This is a genomic window from Streptomyces sp. NPDC058157 (assembly GCF_042884105.1).
Lineage (GTDB): Bacteria > Actinomycetota > Actinomycetes > Streptomycetales > Streptomycetaceae > Streptomyces.
In genome coordinates, this window is sequence record NZ_JBHVUQ010000050.1 from 23,009 (window position 1) to 47,228 (window position 24,220).

23 protein-coding genes and 1 pseudogene are annotated in these 24,220 nt (G+C 70.2%); 14 read left to right on the plus strand and 10 right to left on the minus strand.

What is annotated here, in order from left to right; translation table 11 throughout:
• Positions 1–39: 39 nt before the first annotated feature.
• Positions 40–932, minus strand: a pseudogene (locus ACFVXK_RS15450) (hypothetical protein).
• Positions 933–1,185: 253 nt separating this feature from the next.
• On the opposite strand from ACFVXK_RS15450, the gene ACFVXK_RS15455 reads away from it, so the two are divergent.
• The 3 genes from ACFVXK_RS15455 to ACFVXK_RS15465 all read left to right on the plus strand — a co-directional run bounded on the left by ACFVXK_RS15455 (position 1,186) and on the right by ACFVXK_RS15465 (position 3,200).
• Positions 1,186–1,470: a helix-turn-helix domain-containing protein gene (locus ACFVXK_RS15455; RefSeq protein WP_389612025.1), complete on the plus strand. Its 285-nt coding sequence runs from the start codon at positions 1,186–1,188 to the stop codon at positions 1,468–1,470.
• 119 nt (positions 1,471–1,589) lie between these two features.
• The gene (locus ACFVXK_RS15460) at positions 1,590–1,907 is read left to right on the plus strand and encodes a helix-turn-helix transcriptional regulator (protein ID WP_389612026.1); all 318 of its coding nucleotides are present in this window, start codon (positions 1,590–1,592) and stop codon (positions 1,905–1,907) included.
• 45 nt (positions 1,908–1,952) lie between these two features.
• Positions 1,953–3,200: a tyrosine-type recombinase/integrase gene (locus ACFVXK_RS15465; RefSeq protein ID WP_389612027.1), complete on the plus strand. Its 1,248-nt coding sequence runs from the start codon at positions 1,953–1,955 to the stop codon at positions 3,198–3,200.
• Between the two features lie 61 nt (positions 3,201–3,261).
• On the opposite strand, the gene ACFVXK_RS15470 is transcribed toward ACFVXK_RS15465, so the two are convergent.
• The 3 genes from ACFVXK_RS15470 to ACFVXK_RS15480 form a co-directional block, all read right to left on the minus strand.
• Positions 3,262–3,891: a restriction endonuclease gene (locus tag ACFVXK_RS15470; protein ID WP_389612042.1), complete on the minus strand. Its 630-nt coding sequence runs from the start codon at positions 3,889–3,891 to the stop codon at positions 3,262–3,264.
• Positions 3,892–3,944: 53 nt separating this feature from the next.
• Entirely contained in the window at positions 3,945–4,157 is a 213-nt protein-coding gene (locus ACFVXK_RS15475) for a hypothetical protein (protein WP_389612028.1), read from the minus strand.
• 399 nt (positions 4,158–4,556) lie between these two features.
• A complete protein-coding gene (locus ACFVXK_RS15480; protein WP_389612029.1) occupies positions 4,557–5,693 on the minus strand; it encodes a magnesium and cobalt transport protein CorA in 1,137 nt (378 codons plus the stop codon).
• Positions 5,694–5,789: 96 nt separating this feature from the next.
• Between ACFVXK_RS15480 and ACFVXK_RS15485 the strand changes: the two genes are divergently transcribed.
• Positions 5,790–6,929: a winged helix DNA-binding domain-containing protein gene (locus tag ACFVXK_RS15485; protein ID WP_389612030.1), complete on the plus strand. Its 1,140-nt coding sequence runs from the start codon at positions 5,790–5,792 to the stop codon at positions 6,927–6,929.
• 63 nt (positions 6,930–6,992) lie between these two features.
• Positions 6,993–8,675, plus strand: a complete 1,683-nt coding sequence (locus ACFVXK_RS15490) for an AMP-binding protein (protein WP_389612043.1) — start codon at positions 6,993–6,995, stop codon at positions 8,673–8,675.
• Positions 8,676–8,750: 75 nt separating this feature from the next.
• On the opposite strand, the gene ACFVXK_RS15495 is transcribed toward ACFVXK_RS15490, so the two are convergent.
• Together ACFVXK_RS15495 and ACFVXK_RS15500 are read right to left on the minus strand one after the other, a co-directional pair.
• A complete protein-coding gene (locus ACFVXK_RS15495; RefSeq protein WP_388947454.1) occupies positions 8,751–9,239 on the minus strand; it encodes a glutathione peroxidase in 489 nt (162 codons plus the stop codon).
• A gap of 85 nt (positions 9,240–9,324) precedes the next feature.
• Entirely contained in the window at positions 9,325–10,191 is an 867-nt protein-coding gene (locus tag ACFVXK_RS15500; RefSeq protein WP_389612031.1) for a hypothetical protein, read from the minus strand.
• Between the two features lie 268 nt (positions 10,192–10,459).
• Here ACFVXK_RS15500 and gcl point away from each other — a divergent pair, with 268 nt between their 5' ends.
• Positions 10,460–12,247, plus strand: coding sequence for a glyoxylate carboligase (gene gcl, locus ACFVXK_RS15505; protein ID WP_125823023.1), 1,788 nt, complete (start codon positions 10,460–10,462; stop codon positions 12,245–12,247).
• 63 nt (positions 12,248–12,310) lie between these two features.
• Here the strand turns inward: gcl and ACFVXK_RS15510 are convergent, their stop codons facing one another.
• Complete coding sequence (locus ACFVXK_RS15510; RefSeq protein ID WP_389612033.1) at positions 12,311–12,901, minus strand: TetR/AcrR family transcriptional regulator C-terminal domain-containing protein; 591 nt, start codon at positions 12,899–12,901, stop codon at positions 12,311–12,313.
• Between ACFVXK_RS15510 and ACFVXK_RS15515 the strand changes: the two genes are divergently transcribed.
• Positions 12,812–13,987 carry an MFS transporter gene (locus tag ACFVXK_RS15515; protein WP_389612034.1) on the plus strand — a complete coding sequence of 392 codons (1,176 nt, stop codon included), beginning with the start codon at positions 12,812–12,814 and terminating at the stop codon, positions 13,985–13,987. The two genes, ACFVXK_RS15510 and ACFVXK_RS15515, sit on opposite strands and share 90 nt — an antisense overlap.
• Before the next feature lie 495 nt (positions 13,988–14,482).
• On the opposite strand, the gene ACFVXK_RS15520 is transcribed toward ACFVXK_RS15515, so the two are convergent.
• From ACFVXK_RS15520 to ACFVXK_RS15530, 3 genes are all read right to left on the minus strand, one after another.
• Positions 14,483–15,940, minus strand: a complete 1,458-nt coding sequence (locus ACFVXK_RS15520) for a catalase (RefSeq protein WP_389612044.1) — start codon at positions 15,938–15,940, stop codon at positions 14,483–14,485.
• Between the two features lie 234 nt (positions 15,941–16,174).
• Positions 16,175–17,065, minus strand: coding sequence for a 2-hydroxy-3-oxopropionate reductase (locus ACFVXK_RS15525; protein ID WP_389612035.1), 891 nt, complete (start codon positions 17,063–17,065; stop codon positions 16,175–16,177).
• Between the two features lie 75 nt (positions 17,066–17,140).
• Positions 17,141–17,974: a TIM barrel protein gene (locus tag ACFVXK_RS15530; protein WP_389612036.1), complete on the minus strand. Its 834-nt coding sequence runs from the start codon at positions 17,972–17,974 to the stop codon at positions 17,141–17,143.
• 125 nt (positions 17,975–18,099) lie between these two features.
• Between ACFVXK_RS15530 and ACFVXK_RS15535 the strand changes: the two genes are divergently transcribed.
• From ACFVXK_RS15535 to ACFVXK_RS15565, 7 genes are all read left to right on the plus strand, one after another.
• Positions 18,100–18,351 carry a thiamine-binding protein gene (locus tag ACFVXK_RS15535; protein ID WP_007267384.1) on the plus strand — a complete coding sequence of 84 codons (252 nt, stop codon included), beginning with the start codon at positions 18,100–18,102 and terminating at the stop codon, positions 18,349–18,351.
• Positions 18,348–18,743: a helix-turn-helix domain-containing protein gene (locus tag ACFVXK_RS15540; RefSeq protein WP_389612037.1), complete on the plus strand. Its 396-nt coding sequence runs from the start codon at positions 18,348–18,350 to the stop codon at positions 18,741–18,743. Before ACFVXK_RS15535 ends, ACFVXK_RS15540 begins: the two co-directional genes overlap by 4 nt.
• Before the next feature lie 154 nt (positions 18,744–18,897).
• Positions 18,898–19,413 carry a 2-oxo-4-hydroxy-4-carboxy-5-ureidoimidazoline decarboxylase gene (gene uraD / locus ACFVXK_RS15545; RefSeq protein ID WP_389612038.1) on the plus strand — a complete coding sequence of 172 codons (516 nt, stop codon included), beginning with the start codon at positions 18,898–18,900 and terminating at the stop codon, positions 19,411–19,413.
• Between the two features lie 2 nt (positions 19,414–19,415).
• Positions 19,416–19,805, plus strand: coding sequence for a hydroxyisourate hydrolase (gene uraH, locus ACFVXK_RS15550; protein ID WP_389612039.1), 390 nt, complete (start codon positions 19,416–19,418; stop codon positions 19,803–19,805).
• A 1-nt stretch (position 19,806) separates the two neighbouring features.
• Positions 19,807–20,730: a factor-independent urate hydroxylase gene (pucL, locus tag ACFVXK_RS15555; RefSeq protein ID WP_327279348.1), complete on the plus strand. Its 924-nt coding sequence runs from the start codon at positions 19,807–19,809 to the stop codon at positions 20,728–20,730.
• 186 nt (positions 20,731–20,916) lie between these two features.
• Positions 20,917–22,320, plus strand: a complete 1,404-nt coding sequence (locus tag ACFVXK_RS15560; RefSeq protein ID WP_389612040.1) for an 8-oxoguanine deaminase — start codon at positions 20,917–20,919, stop codon at positions 22,318–22,320.
• Between the two features lie 362 nt (positions 22,321–22,682).
• The gene (locus ACFVXK_RS15565) at positions 22,683–24,071 is read left to right on the plus strand and encodes a nucleobase:cation symporter-2 family protein (protein WP_389612041.1); all 1,389 of its coding nucleotides are present in this window, start codon (positions 22,683–22,685) and stop codon (positions 24,069–24,071) included.
• The last annotated feature ends 149 nt before the right edge of the window (positions 24,072–24,220 follow it).

A 24,220-nucleotide genomic window follows, 5' to 3' on the forward strand; every position in this document is an offset into this window, starting at 1 on the left:
GGACGACGTGGTCGGCGGGCTGCGGGAGGGCGGTGGTGATCAGAGGGCGCCCCCGTAGGCGGCGGCGACGTCGGTGGGGTTGGTCCAGGGGCGGTGGGCGGCGGTGGGCGTGGAGGCGCCCGCGTTCATGACCTCGTGCACGAGGCTGGGCAGGGTCTTCGGGTGGAGGCCCTTGGCGCGGTGGCGGTCGAGACCGGCTCGTACGTGGGCAGGGGCGATGCCCTCGTCGAGGAGCTTCCTGGTCTCCTGCCCGAGTTGGCCGAGCACGGTGGAGGGAGGACGGTGCTCGCAGGCCGCGGCGTACTCGGCGATGAGGTCCTTCGGCCGAGACGCTCTGGGGCGCGGGGGCGCTCGCGCCTCCCAACGGAGTAGTTCCTAGATCCCTGTTCCTAGGTCCTAGATCCGGACGCTGAGGGGTCACGTCAGGCTCAGTGAGCCCTCCCTCAACCGGCTGTGAGGGCTCACTGAATTGCACCTGACCTGCGGATTCCCTGCTTATGGTGGGCTCCCTGCCTGCTGCCTGACCCGTTACGGAAGCCTCCGTGACGGCTCCGTGCACCGGCAGTGAGGGCTCACGCGGGACGCCGAGGTCGTGGTGCGGGCAGGACGATCCTGCTGATGCTGGGGCGGTTGATCTTCTGGTGGAGGGCGAAGGCGACGACGTGCAGGTACTGCCTTCCGTCCTCGCCCTCGTAGCGGCAGATCAGGCCGGCCGCGTTGAGCTGCGTCAGGTCGTCCTCGACCTCCACCGGGCCGTGTTCGCGGCGCAGCGACCACAGTTGTCCCGCGATGACGGCGGCCTGGTCGCGGATGCGGCCCTTGTCGTCGGCTTGGGTGAGCAGACCGAAGAAGGTCCGCTCGGCGCTCAGGGACACGGCCGCCAGGGACTCGGAGGCGAAGGCCTCGGGCTTGATGGTGCGGATACGGGCGATGGAGATCGACCGCCTTTCGAAATCGGGGCAGGGAAGCCGGCGGGGCCGGGTTGCGTGGACAACACAGCCACACCCCGGGTCCAGAAGTCCAGACCTGGCTCAAGCGGCCGTGAAAGCTTTTCCGGTCGCACGACCGTAAACCCGAAACCCCGGTCGGCGAAATCGCCCGCGCTATTCGATATCGGCCCGGGATCGCTCACAGCAGACGGGGAATGCCTTCCCTAGCCTCCGGCGGGCAAGTTACAACACATCAATGCCGCCACGCCCTCTCGAAATCGGACCCGCCGGACGCGCCGCCGCCCACGCCATCGAACGCACCCGCGTGGCTCGTGGATACTCCCAGCGCCAGCTCGCCGCCCGGGTCACCGCACTCGGTCGCCCCATGACCTTCACCGCGCTCTCCCGCATCGAACGCACGGTCCGACGCTGCGACATCGACGACCTTGTCGCCATCGCAGCAGCCCTCGGATCCTCGCCGAACGCGCTTCTCGCTGCTCCGTCGAGCTTCCCCGAGTCGCTGAGGGTGGGCGGAATATAGCCGACGATCCCCGGTTTCCGAAACCGGGGATTCTCCGCACCATTGGTGGTCCCTGGAGGCCGCTGCCCCTGTGTATGGCCAGTGGTCTATTTTCCCGTCCCCTGCGTAAGGAATCTCGCTTGTCCGTCGTCGATCCGATTTCCTCTGTCGGTGCCCCCGGATTTCGTCACCGTTCCACCGTCGGCCGTGCGTTTCTCGGGGTTCAGGACACGGCCGCGTATCTCGGCATTTCACCCAAGACGCTTTACGTCTGGCGTCACCGGCGGCAGGGACCGCCCAGTTTCCGGATGGGCGCCCGCGGGCGGGTGACGTACAGGGTCGACGCGCTCGACGCCTGGATACGTGCGCAGGAGCAGGCGGACTCCCGCTCCAACCCCGACCTCAACCCCGGGATTGCCGCACCGCAGCGGCGCGCTGCCTACTCGGCAACCGTCTGACGGCTTCCGGCTGACCGTCCCGAACCCCTAGCTGCAAGGAAACACTTGGCCGGCTACATCGAAGACCGCTGGATCAACAAGAAGAAGGATCCCGTCACCGGCAAGCGCGAGCGCACCGCCCGGTACGGCAAGGGCAGCCGCTACCGGGTCGCGGGCATCCCGGGCGTCCGGGGCATGTCGTTCGACACCCTGGAGGACGCCAAGGCGTGGCTCCGCAGGGCTGGCACCGACAGCGAGCGGGGCGAGTTCGTCGACCCGCGCGACGGCTCCATCACCGTCGCCGACTACGTCGCGCGCCACTGGCAGGCGGGCGTTCGGGGAGCGCCGGGCACGGTCAAGCGGGTGGACGAGCGCGTGCGCCTCCATGTACTCCCGCACATCGGTGACGTCGCGCTGCGGGACGTCACCGCGTCGGTCCTGCGCGGCTACATCGCCACGCTCGAAGGCGAGTGCGCACCGCGCTACGCCCGGCAGATCCTGACCACCCTCTCGAACGTCTTCGAGACGGCGATCGACGACAAGCGGCTGGTCCGCAACCCGATGCGCGCCAAGTCGGTGCGCTGGCCCAAGGCCCCGGAGGATCAGCGGGAGGCTTGGCCGCTGGAGACCGCGCAACGGGTGCGGGACGCCGTCAACCAGCGGTACCGGATCGCCGTCGTGGTCGCCCTCGGGTGCGGGCTGCGCCAGGGGGAGGTCTTCGGGCTGTCCCCGGCGGACGTCGACTTCGAGCGTGGCCTCATCCGCGTCCGCCGACAGGTCCAGCTCCTGTACGGCCGCCTGTACTTCACCCTTCCCAAGGGTGGGAAGACGCGGGTCGTCGACATGCCGCCTTCGGTGGCCGCCGAGCTGCGCGCACACTTCCTGCAACACACGGCCGTCGAAGTCGAGCTGCCCTGGGGCGGCCCCGAACCCGACCGGGAGAAGCGCTCCTTCCCGCTGGTCCTGACCACGACCTTCGGCAACGCGATCCGCGCCAACATCTTCAACGACGAGGTGTGGAAGCCCGCCCTCGCGAAGGCCGGCGTGATCCCCCTGAGGGAGAAGGGCCAGCGCTGGAAGGCCTCACGCAAGGACGGCTTCCACGTACTCCGGCACACCTACGCCTCCGTGATCCTCGAGGCGGGTGAATCCGTCGTCACCCTCGCCCGATGGCTCGGCCACTCCAGCCCGACCATCACCCTTGACCACTACGCCCACTTCATGCCCGAGGCCGGCGGCAAGGGCCGCGCGGCAGTCGATGCGTTGCTCGGTGTGGCCCCTCAGTACGTCCCAGACGACTTTGCCCTTGCCTGAGAACGGGCGGCACAGCACATGCTGTGCCACCCGTTCTCGTTGGTGGGTCAGGCTCTGTGTCTCATGCCGCTCGACGCCACGGCAGGCGGGGGCGCCGCGCGGGCAGTCCGAGCAGTTCATGCAGGGCCTTGCCCTCGTGGGCCCATTGGGCGAGTCGGTCGCGGTCGACCCAGTGGACTCCGTGGCGGTCGCCCCAGGCCATGGCGTCGCGGGTGAAGGAGCCGTTGGTGACGACGACCGCGTGGTCCGCCCTGTGCGCGGGACCTGCTGTGCCGTTCACCTCGTACATCACCGACGAGCCGACCTTGCCGCCGGCGCGGGTGTGCTTCGCCTGCACCACGATCCGTCCGAGGGGTACCAGGACGCCGATCACGTCCGCGGCCTGGTCCCCGCCCCGGCCTACCTTCGTGGCCGCCCAGCCGTCGCGGACGAGGAGGTCGCGCAGCGCATACTCGAACTGCTGGTCATCCATTGCGTCCAACTCGGGCAAGGTGATGCGCAGGCGAGCCAGCCTCTCGCTGTCCGCGCGGTTCCGGCGCGAGCGCCGCATCCGGAGGCAGGCCAAGCCGGTGGCGAGGGCCAGACCGATCAGGGCCAGCAGCGGCCAGCTCTCGGCGGCCTTCGCAAGGAGGCGCGATGAGGCCTGAGCCAGGGCGACCGCGACCGCGAGGGCAACGGCTGCCGCACCCAGGACGTCTGCGGTACTGCGCGGTCGCCACCGGGTGCTTCTCCGCCGCCGGGCCGTCACTGCCCGCCCGCTGGCGCGGAGACGCCGGGCTTCGGTGCGGGCTGCCGCTCGGCGGAGCTGTCGCCGAACCCGAAGATCTGGCCCCAGAGCCACACCGCCGCACACAGGCCGGCGATGGCCCAGACGCTCAGGCCCTTGGCGGATTTCGGGCCCGGCTTGCGGCGGAGGTGGCTTCGTACGCGCACGTATCCGTCCGGAACCTTCGGCATGCTGAATCCCTCCCCATCGGTCCGCGCCGTGCGGACCTCCAGATCGGTTGTAGCGGCGGCCACTGACAGAAACTGATGCACCGTCATGATTGTGCGGGCGGCAAGGGTGCAAGTCGGCCATGTCTTCGGGAATGTCCGGGCGCCTGCACGGTCCGCTGGCCTGCGCCTAGACCTTTCGGCCGTGTGCCACGCTGCGGAAGCGCAGGGTGTACCGAATGGCCATTTCCCGCGGAGTGCGGTCAGCAGCGACTGCGCCGGGCGCCGCCCCCGTTGAGGCGACGACGCCGAGTTCGGGCGACCCCTTGCCGCGCATACTCCCCAGATTCTCCCCAAGGGGCCCCTTGGGGTACGGTCCGCGGTTCGCTTACGCTAAGTCGATCAAGACTCTGTGCTGGTTCGCTACAGCCAGTCGCGCTTCTTGAAGATCACGTACAGGCTCGTGCACACCACTGCCATCAGCAGGATCGCGAAGGGGTAGCCCGCGGCCCAGTGCAGTTCGGGCATCGTCTCGAAGTTCATGCCGTAGATCGTTCCCACCAACGTGGGTGCAAACAGGATGGCAGCCCACGAGGAGATCTTCTTGATCTCCTCGTTCTGTTCGAAGCCGGCTTCTGCCAGTGCGCGCATTTCGGCGTTCTGTTGTTGGGAGACCAGGGTGGCGTTGACCGTGAGGATTTCGGTCAGGGCCTGGCGGAAGCCGTCCACGCGTTCGCTGGTGTGGGTCACGTGGTCCGCCACGTCGCGGAGGTAGCGCTGGAGTTCCTCGTCCGTGCCGTACTTGGCGAAGCCGGCCATCAGGGCGTGGAGCATGCCGACCAGGGGGCGGGTGGCGCGCTGGAACTCGACCATTTCGCGGGAGAGTTCGTAGATGCGGCGGGAGACCTCCGGGTCGCCGCGGAAGACCTCCGTCTCGATCTCGTCCATGTCGTTCTGGACGCCCGCCACGACCGGGGCGTAGCCGTCCACCACCGCGTCGAGGATGGCGTACAGGGCGGCCTCCGGGCCGAGGGAGAGGAGTTCCGGGGTCTCCTCCATGCGGCGGCGGACCGCCGAGAGGTCGGGGGCGGCGCCGTGGCGGACCGTGATCAGGAAGTCGGGGCCGACGAAGACGTGGAGTTCGCCGAAGTCGACCTCCTCCTGGGCGTCGAGGTAGCGGGCCGCGCGCAGGACCACGAAGAGGGTGTCGCCGTAGCGCTCCAGCTTGGGGCGCTGGTGGGCCTCCAGGGCGTCTTCGATCGAGAGGGGGTGGAGGTTGAACTCGGCGGCCAGGGAGTGGAGTTCCGTTGCCGTTGGGCGGTGGAGGCCGATCCAGGCCATGCCGTCGGGCTGTTCGCGGAGCCGGCGGAAGGTCTCGGCGAGGGTGGTGGGGGTGGCGACGCGGCGGCCCTCGCGGTAGACGGCCGAGTCGATCACGCTGTGGCGCTCCGGGGGGAGAGGGGCCGGGGGTGGTGACGGGGGTGTGGGGGTGTGACCGGACGGGCGGAGCCACGGGGTGCGCTTCGCGGGGGTGGGGCGGCGGTCTGGGCGCTCCGGCATCGCAGCTCCGGGAGGGAGGGGGAGGAGGGAGGGGGATGGAGGGGGAGGGGGGAGTTGCGGACAGGGGGTGTCCGCGAGGGGGGTTAGGTTGCGGGTATGGCTTCCGTTACGAGTCCCGTACTCGGCACCCGCGCTCTGAACCGTGCCACGCTCGCCCGCCAGCTGCTGCTGAGCCGCGCCGACATGTCCGCCCGCGATGCCGTCGCCCACCTGGTCGGGCTGCAGGCCCAGAACGTCAAGCCGCCCTATTTCCAGCTGCACGCCCGGCTCGCCGGGTTCCGGCCCGAGGAGCTGGGGCGGCTGATGGAGGAGCGGGAGGTGGTGCGGATGGTGACCATGAGGTCCACCATTCACACCCATACCGTCGAGGACGCCCGGAGTCTCAGGCTCCTGGTGCAGGGGGCGCGGGACCGGGAGGTGCAGTACTTCCGCAAGGGCCTGGCCGGTGTCGACCTGGAGGCGCTGGCCGCACGGGCCCGGGGGTTCGTCGAGGAGGAGCCGCGCACCATGGCGGAGATCCGCGAGGAGCTGCTGCGCGCGTGGCCCGGGGCCGATCCGCAGTCGCTGGCCGTGGCCGCGCGCTGCCTGCTGCCGCTCGTGCAGGTCACCCCGCGCGGGGTGTGGGGGCGCAGCGGCCAGGTGCGGCTGACCACCCTGGAGAACTGGGCCCGAGGCGGAGGGGAGAAGGGCGGAGGGGAGAAGGGCGGAGGGGAAGAGGGCGTACGGGAGGAGGGTGGGGGGATCGACGGGCTCGTGCTGCGGTATCTCGGGGGCTTCGGGCCCGCCTCCGTCAAGGACATGCAGACCTGGTCCGGACTCACCCGCCTCCGGGAGGCCTTCGAGCGGCTCCGGCCCCGTCTGCTCACCTTCCGCGACGAGCACGGCGTCGAGCTGTTCGACCTCCCCGACGCCCCCCGCCCCGACGCCGGCACCCCGGCCCCGCCCCGCTTCCTGCCCGAGTTCGACAACCTGCTGCTCTCCCACGCCGACCGGACCCGCGTCGTCCCCCCGGAGTTCAAGGGGCGCAACACCCACGGGAACCAGAGCCGCTGCGCGCTGCTCGTCGACGGGTTCCTCGCAGGGGTGTGGGCGAGCGCGGCCGGGGTGGTCACCGTCGAGCTGTTCCGCGAGGTGGCGGGCGGCGTGCAGGAGGAGATCGCCGCCGAGGGCGAGGCGATGCTCGCCGCGCTGGGCGAAGGACCCGGCACGGTGCGGTTCGGGTCAATCCCAGGCTGACGCCGCCCTGGTGGAGGGCCCGTCCCGCGCGGCACGATGCCTCCCATGACCACCATGACCACCATGACCGAAAACAGCGGCGCCGACGGCTTCCTGGCCGCGCGGGACTTCCTGCTCGCCCACCGCGGGCAGTACGAGAGCGCCCGCGCCGGATTCACCTGGCCCCGCCCCGAGCGGTTCAACTGGGCGTTCGACTGGTTCGACCGCCTCGCGGAGGGCAACGGCGCCGACGCGCTGCGGATCGTCGAGGAGGACGGGACCACCGAAACCGTCACCTTCGACGAGATGCGGCTGCGCTCCGGCTCCGCCGCCACCTGGCTGCGCGCTCAGGGCGTCGCCGCCGGCGACCGGATCCTGGTCATGCTCGGCAACCAGCGCGAGCTGTGGGAGGTGATGCTCGGCGCGATGAAGCTGCGCGCCGTCGTCATCCCCGCCACCCCGCTCCTCGGCCCCGCCGACCTGCGCGACCGGATCGAGCGCGGCAACGTCCGCCACGTGATCGCACGCGTCGCCGACGCCCCGAAGTTCGACGAGGTGCCCGGCGACTACACGCGCATCGCCGCCGGTGACGAGGTTCCGGCCGGCTGGCTGCGGCTCGCCGACATGGACGGGGCCGACAGCGCCTTCCGCCCCGACGGCACCACCCTCGCCTCCGACCCCCTGATGCTCTACTTCACCTCAGGCACCACGGCCCGCCCCAAGCTCGTCGAGCACACCCACGCCTCGTACCCCATCGGGCACCTCTCCACCATGTACTGGCTCGGCCTGCGCCCCGGCGACGTCCACCTCAACATCGCCTCGCCCGGCTGGGCCAAGCACGCCTGGTCCAACCTCTTCGCCCCCTGGAACGCCGGCGCCACCGTCTTCGTCCACAACTACACCCGCTTCGACGCACAGCGGCTCATGGCCGAGATGGACCGCGCCGGGGTCACCACCTTCTGCGCCCCGCCCACCGTCTGGCGGATGCTGATCCAGTCCGACCTGACCGCCCTGCGGCGCCCGCCGCGCGAGGCGGTCGCCGCCGGTGAACCCCTGAACCCGGAGGTCATCGAACGGGTCAAGGCGGCCTGGGGCCTGACCATCCGCGACGGGTTCGGCCAGACCGAGACCACCCTCCAGGTGGGGAACTTCCCCGGAGCCGAGGTCAAGCCGGGGTCCATGGGCCGCCCCGCGCCGGGGTACGAGATCGTCCTGCTGGACCCCGTCACCGGCAAGGAGTCCCCCGACGAGGGGGAGCTGTGCGTGGACCTGCGCACCCGCCCCGCCGGGGTGATGACCGGCTACCGCGACGACCCCGAGCGCACCGCCGAGGCCATGGCGGACGGGCTCTACCGCACGGGGGACATCGCCTCGCGCGACGCCGACGGCTACCTCACCTACGTGGGCCGGGCCGACGACGTCTTCAAGGCCTCCGACTACAAGATCAGCCCCTTCGAGCTGGAGAGCGCCCTGCTCGAGCACGAGGCGGTCGCCGAGGCGGCCGTCGTCCCGGCCCCGGACGCGCTGCGGCTCGCCGTGCCCAAGGCGTACATCACCCTCGCCGCCGGCTGGGAGCCCGGGGCGGAGACCGCGCGGCTGCTGTTCGAGCACTCCCGGGCCGTGCTCTCCCCTTACAAGAGGATCCGGCGCATCGAGTTCGCCGAGCTCCCCAAGACCGTGTCCGGGAAGATCCGCCGGGTCGAGCTCCGGGACCTCACGGCCGCCGGTTCCGCCCAGGAGTACGACGAGGCCGACGTGACGGGGTGAGGTGACGGGGTGACGTGACGGGACGAGGCCCGCCCCGGGGTGCCCGTACGCATACGGGCGCCCCGGCGCCGGTCGTCAGGCCGGCAGCTGCGCCTCGATCGCGGCGATGACCTCCGGAGCCTCCGGCTCGGTGCGGGGGCGGAAGCGCGCCACGACCTCGCCGGCCGGGGAGATCAGGAACTTCTCGAAGTTCCACTGGATGTCCCCGGCCGCACCCTCGGCGTCCGCGGTCTTCACCAGCTCCTGGTACAGCGGGTGCCGGTTCTCACCGTTCACCTCGGTCTTCTCCAGCATCGGGAAGGTCACCCCGAAACCGGCCGCGCAGAACGTCTGGATGTCCTCGGCGGTGCCCGGCTCCTGGCCGCCGAACTGGTTGCAGGGCACACCGATGACGGTGAACCCCTTCTCCTCGTACTTGAACTGCAGTCGAGCCAGACCGGAGTACTGGGGGGTGAGGCCGCACTGCGAGGCGGTGTTCACCAGCAGGATGGCCTTGCCGCGGTGGGCCGCCAGGCTGGTGGGCTCGTCGTCCAGGGTGGTCAGCGGGATGTCGTACAGGCTCATCGAGCTCTCCTCGGCAGGCAACAAGATCGAACAACACGATCGAACAGCACGATCGGACAACAACACGTGCGAACAGCCTCCGAGCCTAGGCCCCCCGCCCCACCAGCGCGTCCGCCGGGTCGTTGACCGGCTGCGGCATGCCCGTGAGGTCCATGACGAACAGCGGTATCCCCAGGTCGTCCGCGCGCCCCCGGGCCTCCTCCGTATAACCCGCCAGGGCGAAGTACACGCTGGTCGCCGACGCCGTCAGGCCGTTCAGCCACACGCACTCCACCGCCCGCAGCCCGGCCGGAGCCGTCGTCGGGTCCACCTGCGCCACCACCCCGGGCGCCCGCAGGTCCACCGCCGCCGAGGGGATCGGCACCCCGTCGGGCTGCCGGACGTCCCTGAAGCCGAGCCAGCGCAGGTACAACGCGGCCGTCGTCACCGCGTCCCGGGCGGTACGGATGGTCACGGGCCGGAACGGCGGCCGGGAGGCGGGACCCCGTGCCGCAGGACCCCGCGCCGCACCGGCGGGGCCGCCCCCGGGACCCGCCGGAGCCGGGCCGCCCGGGCGCGCGCCCCCCGGCGCGCCGTCCTCCCGTACGCCTTCCCCCGCGCCCGCCGCCTCCGGCGCGCCGGGATCCGCCCCGGCCGCCGCCCACGCGTCAGCCGCCCCCGCGGAGGGCTCCGCGGGCTCCGGCGCCTCCGGCGGCCGCACCGGCACGAGCACCACCGTCCCGCACGAACCGCACCCCACCTCCGGGTGCGGCCACTCGCTCTCCCGCCCGCAGGCCCCGCACCGCACCGCCACCCAGCTGTCCCGCCAGGTGCGGTGGGTCAGCGGCAGGGGCGCCGCCGCCAGATCCAGGGGCGGGATGACCGGGCTCCCGCAGGCGCACGGGAAGACCGGGGAGATGTAGCCGTTCTCGCGCTGGCACGCCGGGCAGCGCACCGGTACCGCTTCCGCCATGAGCCCTGGACCCCCTCCGTCGCTGTGCGTGGGTCCATGCTCCACCACCGGCTACCGCCGGGGCGACCGAGCCCGCCGAATCCCGCCGATTCACTCCGCCGGGCCGGCCATTTGTGCAACTCACCGAAAGAGATGCGGCTTTTGGTGGGTTCCGGGGTGCCCCACCGCCTTGACGTGCGGGAAGTCGCCGCTTAGCTTGTTTCGTATAGCAGAACATAAATTCCGGATGCCGGAAAAAGTCTGACCGCCAGACCCGCAGGAGACCCTGATGCCTCGTATGACAGCCGCCGCTGCCGCCGTTGAGATCCTCAAGCTCGAGGGTGTCGAGCAGGCGTTCGGCGTGCCCGGTGCCGCGATCAACCCGTTCTACCGCGAGCTCAAGAACGTGGGCGGAATCGCGCACACGCTGGCCCGTCACGTCGAGGGCGCCTCCCACATGGCCGAGGGCTACACCCGCGCCCAGGCGGGCAACATCGGCGTCTGCATCGGCACCTCGGGCCCGGCCGGCACCGACATGATCACCGGCCTGTACTCCGCGATCGCGGACTCGATCCCGATCCTGTGCATCACCGGCCAGGCCCCGGTCTCGAAGCTCCACAAGGAGGACTTCCAGGCCGTCGACATCGCCACGATCGCCAAGCCCGTCACCAAGGCCGCCACCACGGTCCTGGAGGCCGCGCAGGTCCCCGGCGTCTTCCAGCAGGCCTTCCACCTGATGCGCTCCGGCCGTCCCGGCCCGGTCCTGATCGACCTGCCGATCGACGTCCAGCTGACCGAGATCGAGTTCGACCCCGAGACCTACACCCCGCTGCCGGTCTACAAGCCGCAGGCCAGCCGCGCCCAGGCCGAGAAGGCCCTCGGCTTCCTGCTCGAGGCCGAGCGCCCGCTGATCGTCGCCGGTGGCGGCATCATCAACGCCGACGCCTCCGACCTGCTGGTCGAGTTCGCCGAGCTGACGGGCATCCCGGTCATCTCCACCCTGATGGGCTGGGGCACCATCCCGGACGACCACGAGCTGGCCGCGGGCATGGTCGGCGTCCAGACCGCCCACCGCTACGGCAACGCGACCTTCCTGGAGTCGGACACCGTCATCGGCATCGGCAACCGCTGGGCCAACCGTCACACCGGTTACAACCTGGACGCCTACACCAAGGGCCGCAAGTTCGTCCACGTCGACATCGAGCCCACCCAGCTGGGCAAGATCTTCGCCCCGGACTTCGGAATCGCCTCCGACGCCAAGGTCGCCCTCGAGCTGTTCATCGAGGTCGCCAAGGAGTGGAAGGCCGAGGGCAAGCTCCCCGACTTCTCCGCCTGGGCCGCCTCCGCGCAGGAGCGCAAGGCCACCCTGCAGCGCCGCACGCACTTCGAGAACATCCCCATGAAGCCGCAGCGCGTCTACGAGGAGATGAACAAGGCGTTCGGCCCGGAGACCCGCTACGTCACCACCATCGGTCTCTCCCAGATCGCGGCCGCGCAGTTCCTGCACGTCTACAAGCCGCGCCACTGGGTCAACTGCGGCCAGGCCGGCCCGCTCGGCTGGACCATCCCGGCCGCCATCGGCGCCGCCACCGCGCAGCCCGACGTCCCGGTCGTCGCGCTCTCCGGCGACTACGACTTCCAGTTCATGATCGAGGAGCTGGCGGTCGCCGCCCAGCACAAGGTCCCCTACGTCCACGTCCTCGTGAACAACGCCTACCTGGGCCTGATCCGCCAGGCGCAGGGCGGCCTCGGCATCAACTTCGAGGTCAACCTCGAGTTCGAGAACATCAACACCCCGGAGATCGGCGTCTACGGCGTCGACCACGTCAAGGTCGCCGAGGGCCTGGGCGTCAAGGCCATCCGCGTCACCGACCCGGACAAGCTGGGCGAGGCCTTCGAGGAGGCCAAGAAGCTGGCGCAGGAGTTCCAGGTCCCGGTCGTCGTCGAGGCCATCCTGGAGCGCGTCACCAACATCGCGATGAGCAAGACGGTCGACATGAGCGACGTCACCGAGTTCGAGGAGCTCGCGACTGAGCCGGGCCACGCCCCGACCGCGATCAAGGCCCTCCAGGTCTGATCCACCCCGTACGCACGAAGCGGCCCCCGCACCTCCTCCGGGAGGGGCGGGGGCCGCTCCGCGTTACCGGGAACCCCCGCCGGCCAGGCCGTCGATCAGCACCTCGATCCCGAGCGCGAGCCGCGCCGACGCCGGTCCGGCCGCCAGTTCGGCCGTACTGGCGGCCAGGTGCGGGTACCGGACGGGGTCGAGGCCGGCCAGGCGCTCCTCGATGCCGACCCGGGCGTGGCGGGCGTCCAGGGCCCCCTGGAGGGCCCCCTCGCCATCGCCGGCGGCCGGAGCGGCGGAGTCCACCTCATAGGTGACCGCTCCGATGTGCAGGGCGATCAGGTCGCAGCCCCAGGCCGCGCGCTGCCGGTCGATCCCGCCGGCCAGGAGCAGCCCGAGGACGCGGTCGAAGAGGCTGAGCCAGGCCGGGCCGGTGGGGATGTCCCCCAGGGAGACCCGGCCGATGCCGGGGTGGGCGCCCAGCGCCCGCACCACGTCGGTGACGAGGGCGGCGAGCCGCTCGCGCCAGTGCCCGGGCCCGACGGCCGGGAGCGGGACGGTCGCGATCACGGCGTCGTGCATCAGCCGCAGCAGTTCGCCGCGCTGGGAGACGTACGCGTAGAGGGACGCGGGGCCGGTGTCGAGCTCGGCCGCGACCTTGCGCATGGTGACCGCGTCCACCCCCTCGCGGCGCAGCACCCGCAGGCCCGCCTCGACGACGGCCGCCTCGCTGAGCGGGGGCTTGGCGGGGCGCGAGCGGCCCCGGGACAGGGCTGGCTGATCGCCGCCCGCGCCGTCCAGGGGGCCTTCGGAGCACTGCTGCTGCCGCAGGGCTTCGGCATCGTCAAGGAGGTCTTCGACGGCCCCGAGCAGGTCCGGGCCTTCGGGCTGTTCGGGCCGGTGATGGGGGTGTGCGCCGTCGGCGGGCCGGTCCTGGGCGGCCTGCTCGCCGGGGCCGACCTCTTCGGCACCGGCTGGCGCCTGGTCTTCCTGGTGAACGTCCCGCTGGGGCTGGCGGCCCTGGCCGGGGCGGTCCGCTGGATCCCGCGCACGGTCCCCGACGGGGGCGCGCGGCTCGACGTCCCGGGCATGCTGCCGGCCGCGGCGGCTTCGGGGGCCCTGGTGTACCCCCTGGTGCAGGGGCGGGAGCTGGGCTGGCCCGCCTGGAGCTTCGCACTGATGGCGGCCGGGCCGCTGGGCTTCTGGATCTTCGCGCGGCTCCAGCGGCGACGTCCCTCGCCCCTGGTGGCCCCGTCCCTGCCGGCCAACCGGGGCTACACGAGCGGGATCGCGGTCGCCGTCGCCTTCTTCGCCGCCTTCACGGGCCTGATGCTGGTCCTGTCCCTCTTCCTCCAGGGCCCGCTCGGGCTCTCGCCCGAAGGGGCCGGGTACGCCGTCGCCCCGCTGGCGCTGGGGATCGCCGTCGCCGCCGGGCCGGCGGGAGGGCTCGCGGCGAGGCACGGCCGGCTGGTGATCCAGGCGGGCATCGCGCTCACCGCCCTGGGCCTGGGCGTGCTGGCCGTGGCCGCCGGCGGGGCGGTGGACGGCTGGGGGCTGCTGCCGGGCACCTTCGTCACGGGACTCGGGATGGGCCTGGTGATCCCGCCGCTGTTCGACGTGATCCTGGCGGGCGTGGCCGAGTCCGAGGTGGGCTCCGCCTCGGGGGTGCTCAACGCCGTGCAGCAGCTGGCCAACGCCGTCGGGGTGGCCCTGCTGCTCTCCGTACGCCTTCCCCGGTACGCCCGGGCATGACAAAGCGCCGAGTCACGGGACCGTCCGTGACTCGGCGCTCTGGTTGTTACCGCCCGACGGAGCGAGGCTGGCGCGACAGGACGTTCGCACCGCCGGGCGGAGTTGTGGTGGCGCCGGGTGGAATCCGGCGGCCGGAGGCCGGCGCAGCCGGCCCGAAGCCCGCGCAGCGGTGCGAGGACGGCGTCCGGAAGGGGACGTTCGCACCGCCGGGCGGAGACATGGGGGAGGTTGGTTCTCCTCTATATAGGGGACTCTGTGCGTGGCCCCTATATAGAGGAGTGGCTGGGACCGTGGCGGGCGGGCGACGAGAACTCCGGCGTCGTCTCCCTCAGGTCAAGAGACGGGCCTCGGAACCCATTACCACCGCACTGGCTCGCTCGCCTGCCACGGTCCTCGTCCTGCCCTCACCACGTACCACCCCTCATCCGGGTCCGCGGCGCGGGCTCAGCACCCGGGGCCTGACCTCCCGTCAGGCCCCCGGTACATCTGTGGGGCTCAGGCGTCGCGCAGGGCGCGCACGGCCTCCTCGACGCGCTTGCCGTAGTCGGCGTCCGCGGCGTGGAAGTGAGCCAGGTTCTTCTCGATGACGTCCTCGAGGGTGACCTGGGACAGGCCGCCGGCGATGTTCGCCACCAGACGCTGCTTCTCGGCCTCCGACATCAGGCGGTAGAGCTCACCGGCCTGGAAGAAGTCGTCGTCCTTGGTGTGGGCCGGGGCCTCGTGGGTGCCCGTGTAGCCGGAGACGGCCTTCGGGGCGCCGAGCGGCAGACCGGTCTCGGCCGGGCCCTGGTACGAGTTGGGCTCGTAGTTCTTGTCGTGGCGCGAACCGTTGCGCAGCGCCATGACGCCGTCGCGGCCGTAGTTGTCGGCCTTCGTCGCCTTCGGGGCGTTGACCGGCAGCACGGTGTGGTTCACGCCGAGGCGGTAGCGCTGGGCGTCGGCGTAGGCGAACAGGCGGCCCTGGAGCATCTTGTCCGGCGAGGCGGTGATGCCCGGGACGAAGTTGTTCGGGGAGAACGCGGACTGCTCGACCTCGGCGAAGACGTTGTCCGGGTTGCGGTCGAGGACCAGGCGGCCCACGCGCTGCAGCGGGTAGTCGGCGTGCGGCCACACCTTGGTGAGGTCGAACGGGTTGAAGCGGTAGTCCGCGGCCTCGGCGGCCGGCATGACCTGGACGTACAGGGTCCAGCTCGGGTTCACGCCGCGCTCGATGGCCTGGAGCAGGTCGGTCTGGTGCGAGTTGGCGTCCTTGCCGACGAGCTCGGCGGCCTGCTCGCCCGACAGGCAGCGGATGCCCTGGTTCGTCTTGAAGTGGTACTTGACGAAGAAGGCCTCGCCCTGGGCGTTGGTCCACTGGTAGGTGTGGGAGCCGTAGCCGTTCATGTGGCGGTAGGACGCCGGGATGCCGCGGTCACCCATCAGCCAGGTGATCTGGTGCGTGGCCTCGGGGGCGTGCGCCCAGAAGTCCCAGACGTTGTCCGGCTCCTGCTTGCCCGTGAAGGGGTCGCGCTTCTGGGAGTGGATGAAGTCGGGGAACTTGATCGGGTCCTTGATGAAGAACACCGGGGTGTTGTTGCCGACGAGGTCGTAGTTGCCGTCCTCGGTGTAGAACTTCAGCGCGAAGCCGCGCGGGTCGCGGACGGCGTCCGCGCCACCGAGGGAGTCGGCCACGGTGGAGAACCGCAGGAAGGTCTCGGTCTTCTTGCCGACCTCGGAGAGGAACTTGGCCGAGGTGTAGGCGGTGACGTCGTCGGTCACCTCGAAGTAGCCGTACGCGGCCGAGCCGCGGGCGTGCACCACGCGCTCCGGGATGCGCTCACGGTTGAAGCGGGCGAGCTTCTCGAGGAGCTGCTGGTCCTGGATCAGGAGCGGGCCACCGACGCCGGCGGTGGCGGAGTTCTGGTTGTCGGCGACCGGGGCGCCGGACTCGGTCGTCAGCGTGCGCTTCGACATGGTGACCTTCCGTACGGGTAACTGCTGACGGAATGCATCTTCCGTCATGCGGAACAGCCTAATTTCGGCGTGAACGCGACGTCAACAGTTTGTTGAAAGAAAGAATGGGGAGGTAATCCGGACGGTGCCGGCGCTTGGGCGCGACAGGACAGGTGTCAGCACCGGCACCATCCGGAAACTCGGGCCCCCGTTCGTGCGGGGGGAGGCGGCCCGGGGGAGCGGGCCGCGGGTGGATCAGACCTGGGCGCCGGAGAGGCGCTCGACCGCGCGCAGCAGGGCGGAGTGGTCCAGGCCGCCGTCGCCCTGGGCGCGCAGGGAGGCGACCAGCTGGGCGACGACCGCGCCGACGGGCAGGGCGGCACCGACGTTGCGGGCGGCGTCGGTGACGATGCCCATGTCCTTGTGGTGCAGGTCGATCCGGAAACCGGGCTTGAAGTCGCGGTTCAGGAAGTTGTCCTTCTTGCGGGTCAGGACCGTGGAGCCGGCCAGACCGCCGTTGAGGACGTCGAGGGCGGCCTCGAGGTTCACACCGGACTTCTCGAGGAAGACCACGGCCTCGGCGCACGCCTGGATGTTCACCGCGACGATGAGCTGGTTGGCGGCCTTGACCGTCTGGCCGGAGCCGTGCGGACCGCACAGGACGATGACCTTGCCGAGGGCCTCGAGGATCGGCAGGGCCGCGTCGAAGTCGGCCTGCTCGCCACCCACCATGATCGACAGGACGGCCTCGATGGCGCCGGCCTCGCCGCCGGACACCGGGGCGTCGATGACGCGGATGCCCTTCTCGGCGGCGTTCTTCGCCAGGTCGACGGAGGTCTGCGGGGTGATCGACGACATGTCGATGATGAGCGCGCCGGACTTGGCGTTCTCCAGGATGCCGTTCGGGCCGTAGTTGATGGCCTCGACCTGCGGGGAGGCGGGCACCATCGTGATGATCACGTCGGCGTCGGCCACGGCCTCGGCGATCGAGCCGGCGGCGGTGCCACCGGCGGCGGCCAGGCGCTCCAGCTTGTCCTGCTCGAGGGTGAAGCCGGTGACCGAGTAGCCGGCCTTCAGGAGGTTCTCGGACATGGGGGAGCCCATGATTCCGAGGCCGATCCAGGCGATCTTGGGGAGGTTGCTCATGATGAGGGTCCTTCTCTTAATGCATCGTACGAAAAGTGCGTGAGGTGCCTGGCTGATTGCCCGGACTTCGTCCTCTTACTTGGCGGCGCGGGCCTCGGCCGGCAGCCAGTCGAAGGACGCGGCGGCGTCGGCGGCCTTGTACTCCAGGCCGACAAAGCCCTGGTAGCCGGCCTTCTTGAGCTGGTCGAGGAGGTCCTCGAGGGGCAGCTCACCGGTGCCGGGGGCACCGCGTCCGGGCTTGTCGGCGATCTGGACGTGCCCGGTCTTGGCGGCGTACTTTTCGATGACCTCGGAGAGGTCCTCATCGTTCATCGCCAGGTGGTACAGGTCGAGGAGGAACTTGGCGTTGCCGAGACCGGTGGCCTCGTTCACCTTGTCCACGACCTCGATGCCGGCCGGGGCGCTCACCAGCGGGTAGAGCGGCGACTCGGGCTTGTTGAGGGTCTCGATCAGGAGGATCGCGCCCACCCGGTCCGCGGCCTGCGCCGCGACGACCAGGTTCTTCAGGGCCAGCTCGTCCTGGACGGCCGGGTCCACGCCTTCGACGCGGTTGCCGTAGAGGGCGTTGAGCGCCTTGCAGCCGACCGAGGCGGCGAAGTCCGCCGCGACGTTGATGTTGGCGTTGAAGCGGTCCGACTCCTCGCCGGGGACCGAGACCGCGCCGCGGTCCGGGCCGGGGAGCTGGCCGGCGTAGAAGTTCAGGCCCACCAGCTGGGTGCCGGCGTCCTCAAGAGCCTTCTTGAGGGCGTCGAGCTCCTCCTGAGCGGGGGTGGGGGTCTCGATCCAGGGCCACCACAGCTCGACCGCGGTGAAGCCCGCCGCGGCGGCGGCCGCGGGGCGCTCCAGGAGCGGGAGTTCCGTGAAGAGGATCGAAAGGTTCACATCGAAGCGCTGGTCCGAGTATCCCATGAGGGGTGTGCGCTCCTTCCGTATTGCGGAAGTTAGTTTCTGCTTGATGGAAGACTGCAAGCCGGGCGTCCGACTTGTCAAGTGCCGACTCCCGGAATCTCAGGACTGCCCGGTAGCTTGACGACGTGCGATTGAGAGTTGAGTTCACGACCGAGCCCTTCGATCTCGAAGAGGCCCCCGCCCACGCCGTGGCCGCCCGCGAGGTCATCCAGAAGGCCGAGCTGGACGCGGTCGACGTCGGCCCGTTCGGCAATACGGCCGAGGGCGACTCCGACCGGGTGCTGACCGCGGTGGCCGCGCTGCTGCGGGATTCCCTGGAGGCCGGCGCCACCCGCGTCTCGCTCCAGGTCAACGTGATCGGTGAGGACGGAGCATGACCGAACCCCGCGACCACCCGTTCGTCACCGCGGTCAAGCCGCTGGTGGACGCCATGGGCGGCGAGCTGATGGACCCCTCCGCGGCCGAGCCCGACGACGTCGTGCTGACGTGGGAGGGGCGGGAGCTGCTGGCCGTGCGCCTGCCGCAGCTGTCCGACTCGCTGGACCACATCCTGGCCGCGCTGGAACGCCGTCACGGCGTGCCGCTGGCGCAGCTCGACCGGAAGTCCAAGCAGGACGTGGTACGCATACTGGAGGCGCGGGGCGCCTTCTCCGTCCGGCACGGCGTGGAGACGGTCGCGGGGGCCCTGGGCGTAAGCCGCTTCACCGTCTACAACTATTTGAACCGGGAAAACGCGAACAAGACACAAGGGCGGAACAGCCCGGAGTGAGGGATGCTCCACCCACGGTCACGAGCCGCCGCCCAATTCACCCGGGCGGCGGCTTTTGTGTACGCGAAGTTTCAACAAAGTGTTGACGCCGTGTTGTGGAGGGCGTTAGCTATGCGCAGCCCGTCAAAGCAACAACAGGCCACGGAGGCCTACCGTGACTTCGAGCCAGACCCCGGGTCTGACCCGGTTCAACGCCTTGGACGACAGCGAGGCCACGGCCGAGCTGCACGAGGTGTGCGCCAGCTCGGCGTGGGGGAGCAAGATGCTCGCCCAGCGCCCCTTCACCACCGCCGACTCCCTTTTCGCCGCGAACGAGGCCGCCATGGCGGAGCTCACCGCGGAGGACCTGGGCGAGGCGATGGGAGGCCACGCGCCGATCGGCCGGCCGAAGCCGGGAGACCCGACCTCCGCCCGCGAGCAGCGTGGCATGGCCGGTGCCTCGGAGGAGCTCAAGAACGAGCTCCTCGAACTGAACCTGGCCTACCAGGACAAGTTCGGCCACGTGTTCCTCATCTGCGCCACCGGTGCCACCGGTGAGTTCATGCGGGACTCGGTCAAGGTCCGGATCGAGAACACGCCGGAGCAGGAGCGAGAGATCGCTCGCGGCGAACTCGTGAAGATCAACCGGATCCGTCTGACCCGACTCGTCGAGCTCGCAGAAGGAGAGTGAACATGAGCACCGAGACCACCGCGTCGGTGTCCACGCACATTCTGGACACCAGCATCGGCCGCCCCGCCGAGGGCGTCGCCATCTCCCTGTCGGCCCGCGCGGGCCTGAACGGCGAGTGGGCGGCCCTGGGCGGCTCCGCCACCGACGCCGACGGGCGCTGCAAGGACCTGCCGGCCCTGCCGGAGGGCACCACACACGTGCGTCTCGACTTCGAGACCGAGACGTACTTCGAAAAGAAGCAAGCCGAGGCGCAGCAGGACGCCCCCCGCGTAAGGGACAGCGGTGCGTTCTTCCCCGAGGTAACCATCACCTTCGCGGTGAACCCGGGCGAGCACTACCACGTACCGCTGCTGCTCAACCCGTTCGGCTACTCCGTTTACCGAGGGAGCTAGCATGGCCACGATTCTGGGCCAGAACCAGTACGGCAAAGCAGAGAACCGCGTCGTCAAGATCACGCGGGACGGCGACACGCACCACATCAAGGACCTGAACGTCTCGGTCGCCCTCTCCGGCGACATGGACGACGTCCACTACTCCGGCTCGAACGCCAACGTCCTCCCGACGGACACCACCAAGAACACGGTGTACGCGTTCGCCAAGGAGTACGGCATCGAGTCCGCCGAGCAGTTCGGCATCCACCTGGCGCGCTGGTTCGTCAACAGCCAGGAGCCGATCCAGCGCGCGCGCATCCGGATCGAGGAGTACGGCTGGGACCGGATCGCCACCTCGGACGCCAACTCGAAGTTCATCGGCTCCGACGAGGTCAACCACTCCTTCGTCCGCAAGGGCATGGAGACCCGCGTCACCCAGATCACGTACGACGGCCAGAACTGGGAGGTCATCTCCGGCCTCAAGGACCTGATCGTCATGAACTCCACCAACTCGGAGTTCTGGGGTTACGTGAAGGACAAGTACACGACCCTGCAGGAGGCGTACGACCGCATCCTGGCCACCCAGGTGTCGGGCCGCTGGCGGTTCAACTGGACCGACGACGAGCAGCGGATGCCCAACTGGGAGAAGTCCTACGCCGAGACCAAGAAGCACATGCTCCAGGCCTTCGCGGAGACCTACTCCCTGTCGCTGCAGCAGACCCTGTACCAGATGGGTTCGCGCATCATCAACCACCGTTCGGAGATCGACGAGGTCCGCTTCTCGCTCCCGAACAAGCACCACTTCCTCGTCGACCTGGAGCCCTTCGGCCTCAAGAACGACAACGAGGTGTACTTCGCCGCGGACCGTCCGTACGGTCTGATCGAGGCGACGGTCCTCCGCGACGGCGCTGACGCCCGTATCCCCGTGGACATGACCAACCTCTGAGCAGCGCACGTGCGCCCCGGGGCTCCGCAGTGGCCCCGGGGCGACACCCCCACAGCTTCCTGAATCGGCACCCGGACGCATCACACGGGGCGGCAGTACTGTCAGCTGTCAGGCCCCCGGCTCCGGCACTCAAATCCCCAGGGTTTTGCCGTGCCCGCACCGCCACTGAAAGCACGAGGAAGTCCCATGGCAGCATCGGCAGCCCATGACGGCGCCGTAGAGCGCATCGTCATCGAGAACTGTGCGATCGCGACCGTCGACGCCAACGACACCGAGTACGCCTCGGGTCACGTCGTCATCGCAGGCAACAAGATCGAGTTCGTCGGCGCGGGCAAGGCCCCCGAGAACCTCGAGAACGTCGTCCGCCGCATCGACGGCACCGGGCACCTCGTGACCCCCGGTCTGGTCAACACGCACCACCACTTCTACCAGTGGATCACGCGTGGCCTGGCCACCGACCACAACCTCTTCAACTGGCTCGTCGCGCTGTACCCGACCTGGGCGCGCATCGACGAGCAGATGGCGTACTCGGCGGCCCAGGGCTCCCTGGCCGCGATGGCCCGCGGCGGTGTCACCACCGCGATGGACCACCACTACGTCTACCCCAAGAACTCCGGCGACCTCTCCGGCGCGATCATCCGCGCCGCGTCCGAGATGGGCGTCCGCTTCACCCTCGCCCGCGGCTCCATGGACCGCAGCGAGAAGGACGGCGGCCTGCCGCCGGACCACGCGGTCGAGACCCTCGAGGGTGCCCTTGCGGACACCGAGGCGACGATCAAGAAGTACCACGACGCCTCCTTCGACGCGATGACCCAGGTCGCCGTCGCCCCCTGCTCCCCCTTCTCCGTCTCCACCGAGCTGCTGAAGCAGGGCGCCGAGCTGGCCCGCCGCCTCGGTGTGCGCATGCACACGCACGGCTCGGAGACCGTCGAGGAGGAGAAGTTCTGCCACGAACTCTTCGGCATGGGCCCGACCGACTACTTCGAGTCGACCGGCTGGCTCGGTGAGGACGTGTGGATGGCGCACAGCGTCCACATGAACGACTCCGACATCGCCGCGTTCGCCCGCACCAAGACCGGTGTCGCGCACTGCCCGTCCTCCAACGCCCGTCTGGCCGCCGGCATCGCCCGCGTCCCGGACATGCTGGCCGCCGGCGTCCCGGTCGGCCTCGGCGTGGACGGCACCGCCTCCAACGAGTCCGGCGAGCTGCACACCGAGCTGCGCAACGCGCTGCTGATCAACCGTCTGAACCCGGTGCACCGCGAGGCCGCGCTCAACGCCCGCCAGTCGCTGCGCCTGGGCACCTACGGCGGTGCGCAGGTCCTCGGCCGCGCCGACAACATCGGCTCGCTCGAGGTCGGCAAGTGCGCCGACCTGGTCCTGTGGAACCTCAACACCTTCCTGCACTCCTCGATCGCCGACCCGGTCACCGCCCTCGTCTTCGGTGCGGCCGCCCCGGTCACCGCCTCGTTCGTCAACGGCAAGCAGATCGTCGAGAACAACCGGCTGCTCTTCGCGGACGAGGACGCCATCGCGGTGTCCACCCGCGAGGAGGCCCAGCGCCTGGCGCGTATCACCGCGCAGGGCTGATCCCCACGGAGTCCGGCCGGGGGGGACGGCCCCCGGCCGGCCGCCGCGGACCCGAGCGGGGTCCGCGGCAGCCGTTCCCGGGAAGCGCCCGAGGAGAGATCCGACGGCGCCCCCGGGGCGGTGACTCGTGACACCCCTTCCCCCGCACGGCGCGCCATCCGCGCCACTGCCACGGCACCCCCAGCCCTGACCGGGCGGGGACCACCGCGTGGAACCGGTTTTTGGGCGAATCGATTCCGCACCCCTTGGGACAACAGAAGTGGCTCCACCCACAACTCCATAAAGGCTCGACCAGCACGCTTTCGCACCACCTCCCTGACACCCACGTCCCTGCCGACGTGTTTAACCGACCGGAGGAAGCCGTGGCCGATGCGCCCAGGTTCCGCAAAGATGCAGTCGCAGTACCGGACGAGAAGCACCCGGTCGACGAGACCTTGCCTCCGTTCAAGATGTTCACCAGCGGCCTCCAGCACGTGGCCGCCATGTACGCGGGTGTCGTCGCCCCGCCCATGATCGTCGGCCCCGCCGTGGGCCTCTCCGCCACCGAGACCGCCTTCCTGATGGGCGCCTCCCTCTTCACCGCAGGGCTCGCCACCCTCCTCCAGACCCTCGGGTTCTGGAAGATCGGCGCCAAACTCCCCTTCGTCAACGGGGTCTCCTTCGCCGGTGTGACCCCGATGATCGCCATCGGCAAGGGGCAGGGGCACGACGCCATCCCCGTCATCTTCGGCGCGATCATCGTCGCCGGAGTCGTCGGCTTCCTCGCCGCCCCCTACTTCGGCAAGCTCGTCCGGTTCTTCCCGCCCGTGGTCACCGGCACCGTCATCACCCTGATCGGTGTCTCGCTGCTCCCCGTGGCCTTCAACTGGTCCCAGGGCGGCAACCGCACGGCCACCGACTACGGCTCGATGAAGAACATCGGCATGGCCGCGCTCACCCTGGCGATCGTCCTGGTGATGCGCAAGTTCCTGCGCGGGTTCCTCCAGCAGATCTCCATCCTGCTCGGCCTGGTCGCGGGCACCCTCGTCGCGATACCCCTGGGCATGGCGAACTTCGACGCCGTCAAGAACGCGGACCTCGTCGGCTTCCCCACCCCCTTCCACTTCGGCGCCCCGCAGTTCCAGGTCGCGGCGATCATCTCGATGTGCATCGTGATGCTGGTCTGCATGACCGAGTCCACCGCCGACATCCTGGCCCTCGGCAAGATCGTGGGCCGTCCGGCGGACGCGAAGACCATCGAGGGCGGCCTGCGCGCCGACACCCTCGGCAGCGCGCTCAGCCCCCTGTTCAACGGGTTCATGTGCAGCGCCTTCGCGCAGAACATCGGACTCGTCGCGATGACCAAGGTCCGCAGCCGCTTCGTCGTCGCCGCGGGCGGCGGCATCCTGATCCTGCTGGGCCTGTGTCCGGTGGCCGCCTCCGTCATCGGGGTCGTCCCGCTGCCCGTCCTCGGCGGCGCCGGCATCGTCCTCTTCGGCTCGGTGGCGGCCAGCGGCATCCAGACCCTGGCGGGCGCGGCCATGGAGAAGGGCGAGAACGCCCTCATCGTCGCCGCCTCGGTCGGCATCGGCCTGATCCCGATCGCCGCGCCGAACTTCTACCACGCCTTCCCCAAGGACCTGCTGGTCGTCCTCGACTCCGGCATCAGCACCGGATGCGTGGTCGCGATCCTGCTCAACCTGGCCTTCAACCACCTCGGCGCCAAGAAGGCCGCGGCGGAACCGGCGCCGGAACCGGCCTTCGTGCACTGAAGCCCGGAGCCCGGAGCCCGGAGCCCGGAGCCCGGAGTCCGGAGTCCGGAGCCCGGCGACCCCGGACCCCCGGCCGCTGCCGAACCCCCTCCGTGCCCCCGGCGGGCGTGCGGAGGCGCGTACGCCACCCACTGCGGGTGTGGCGTACG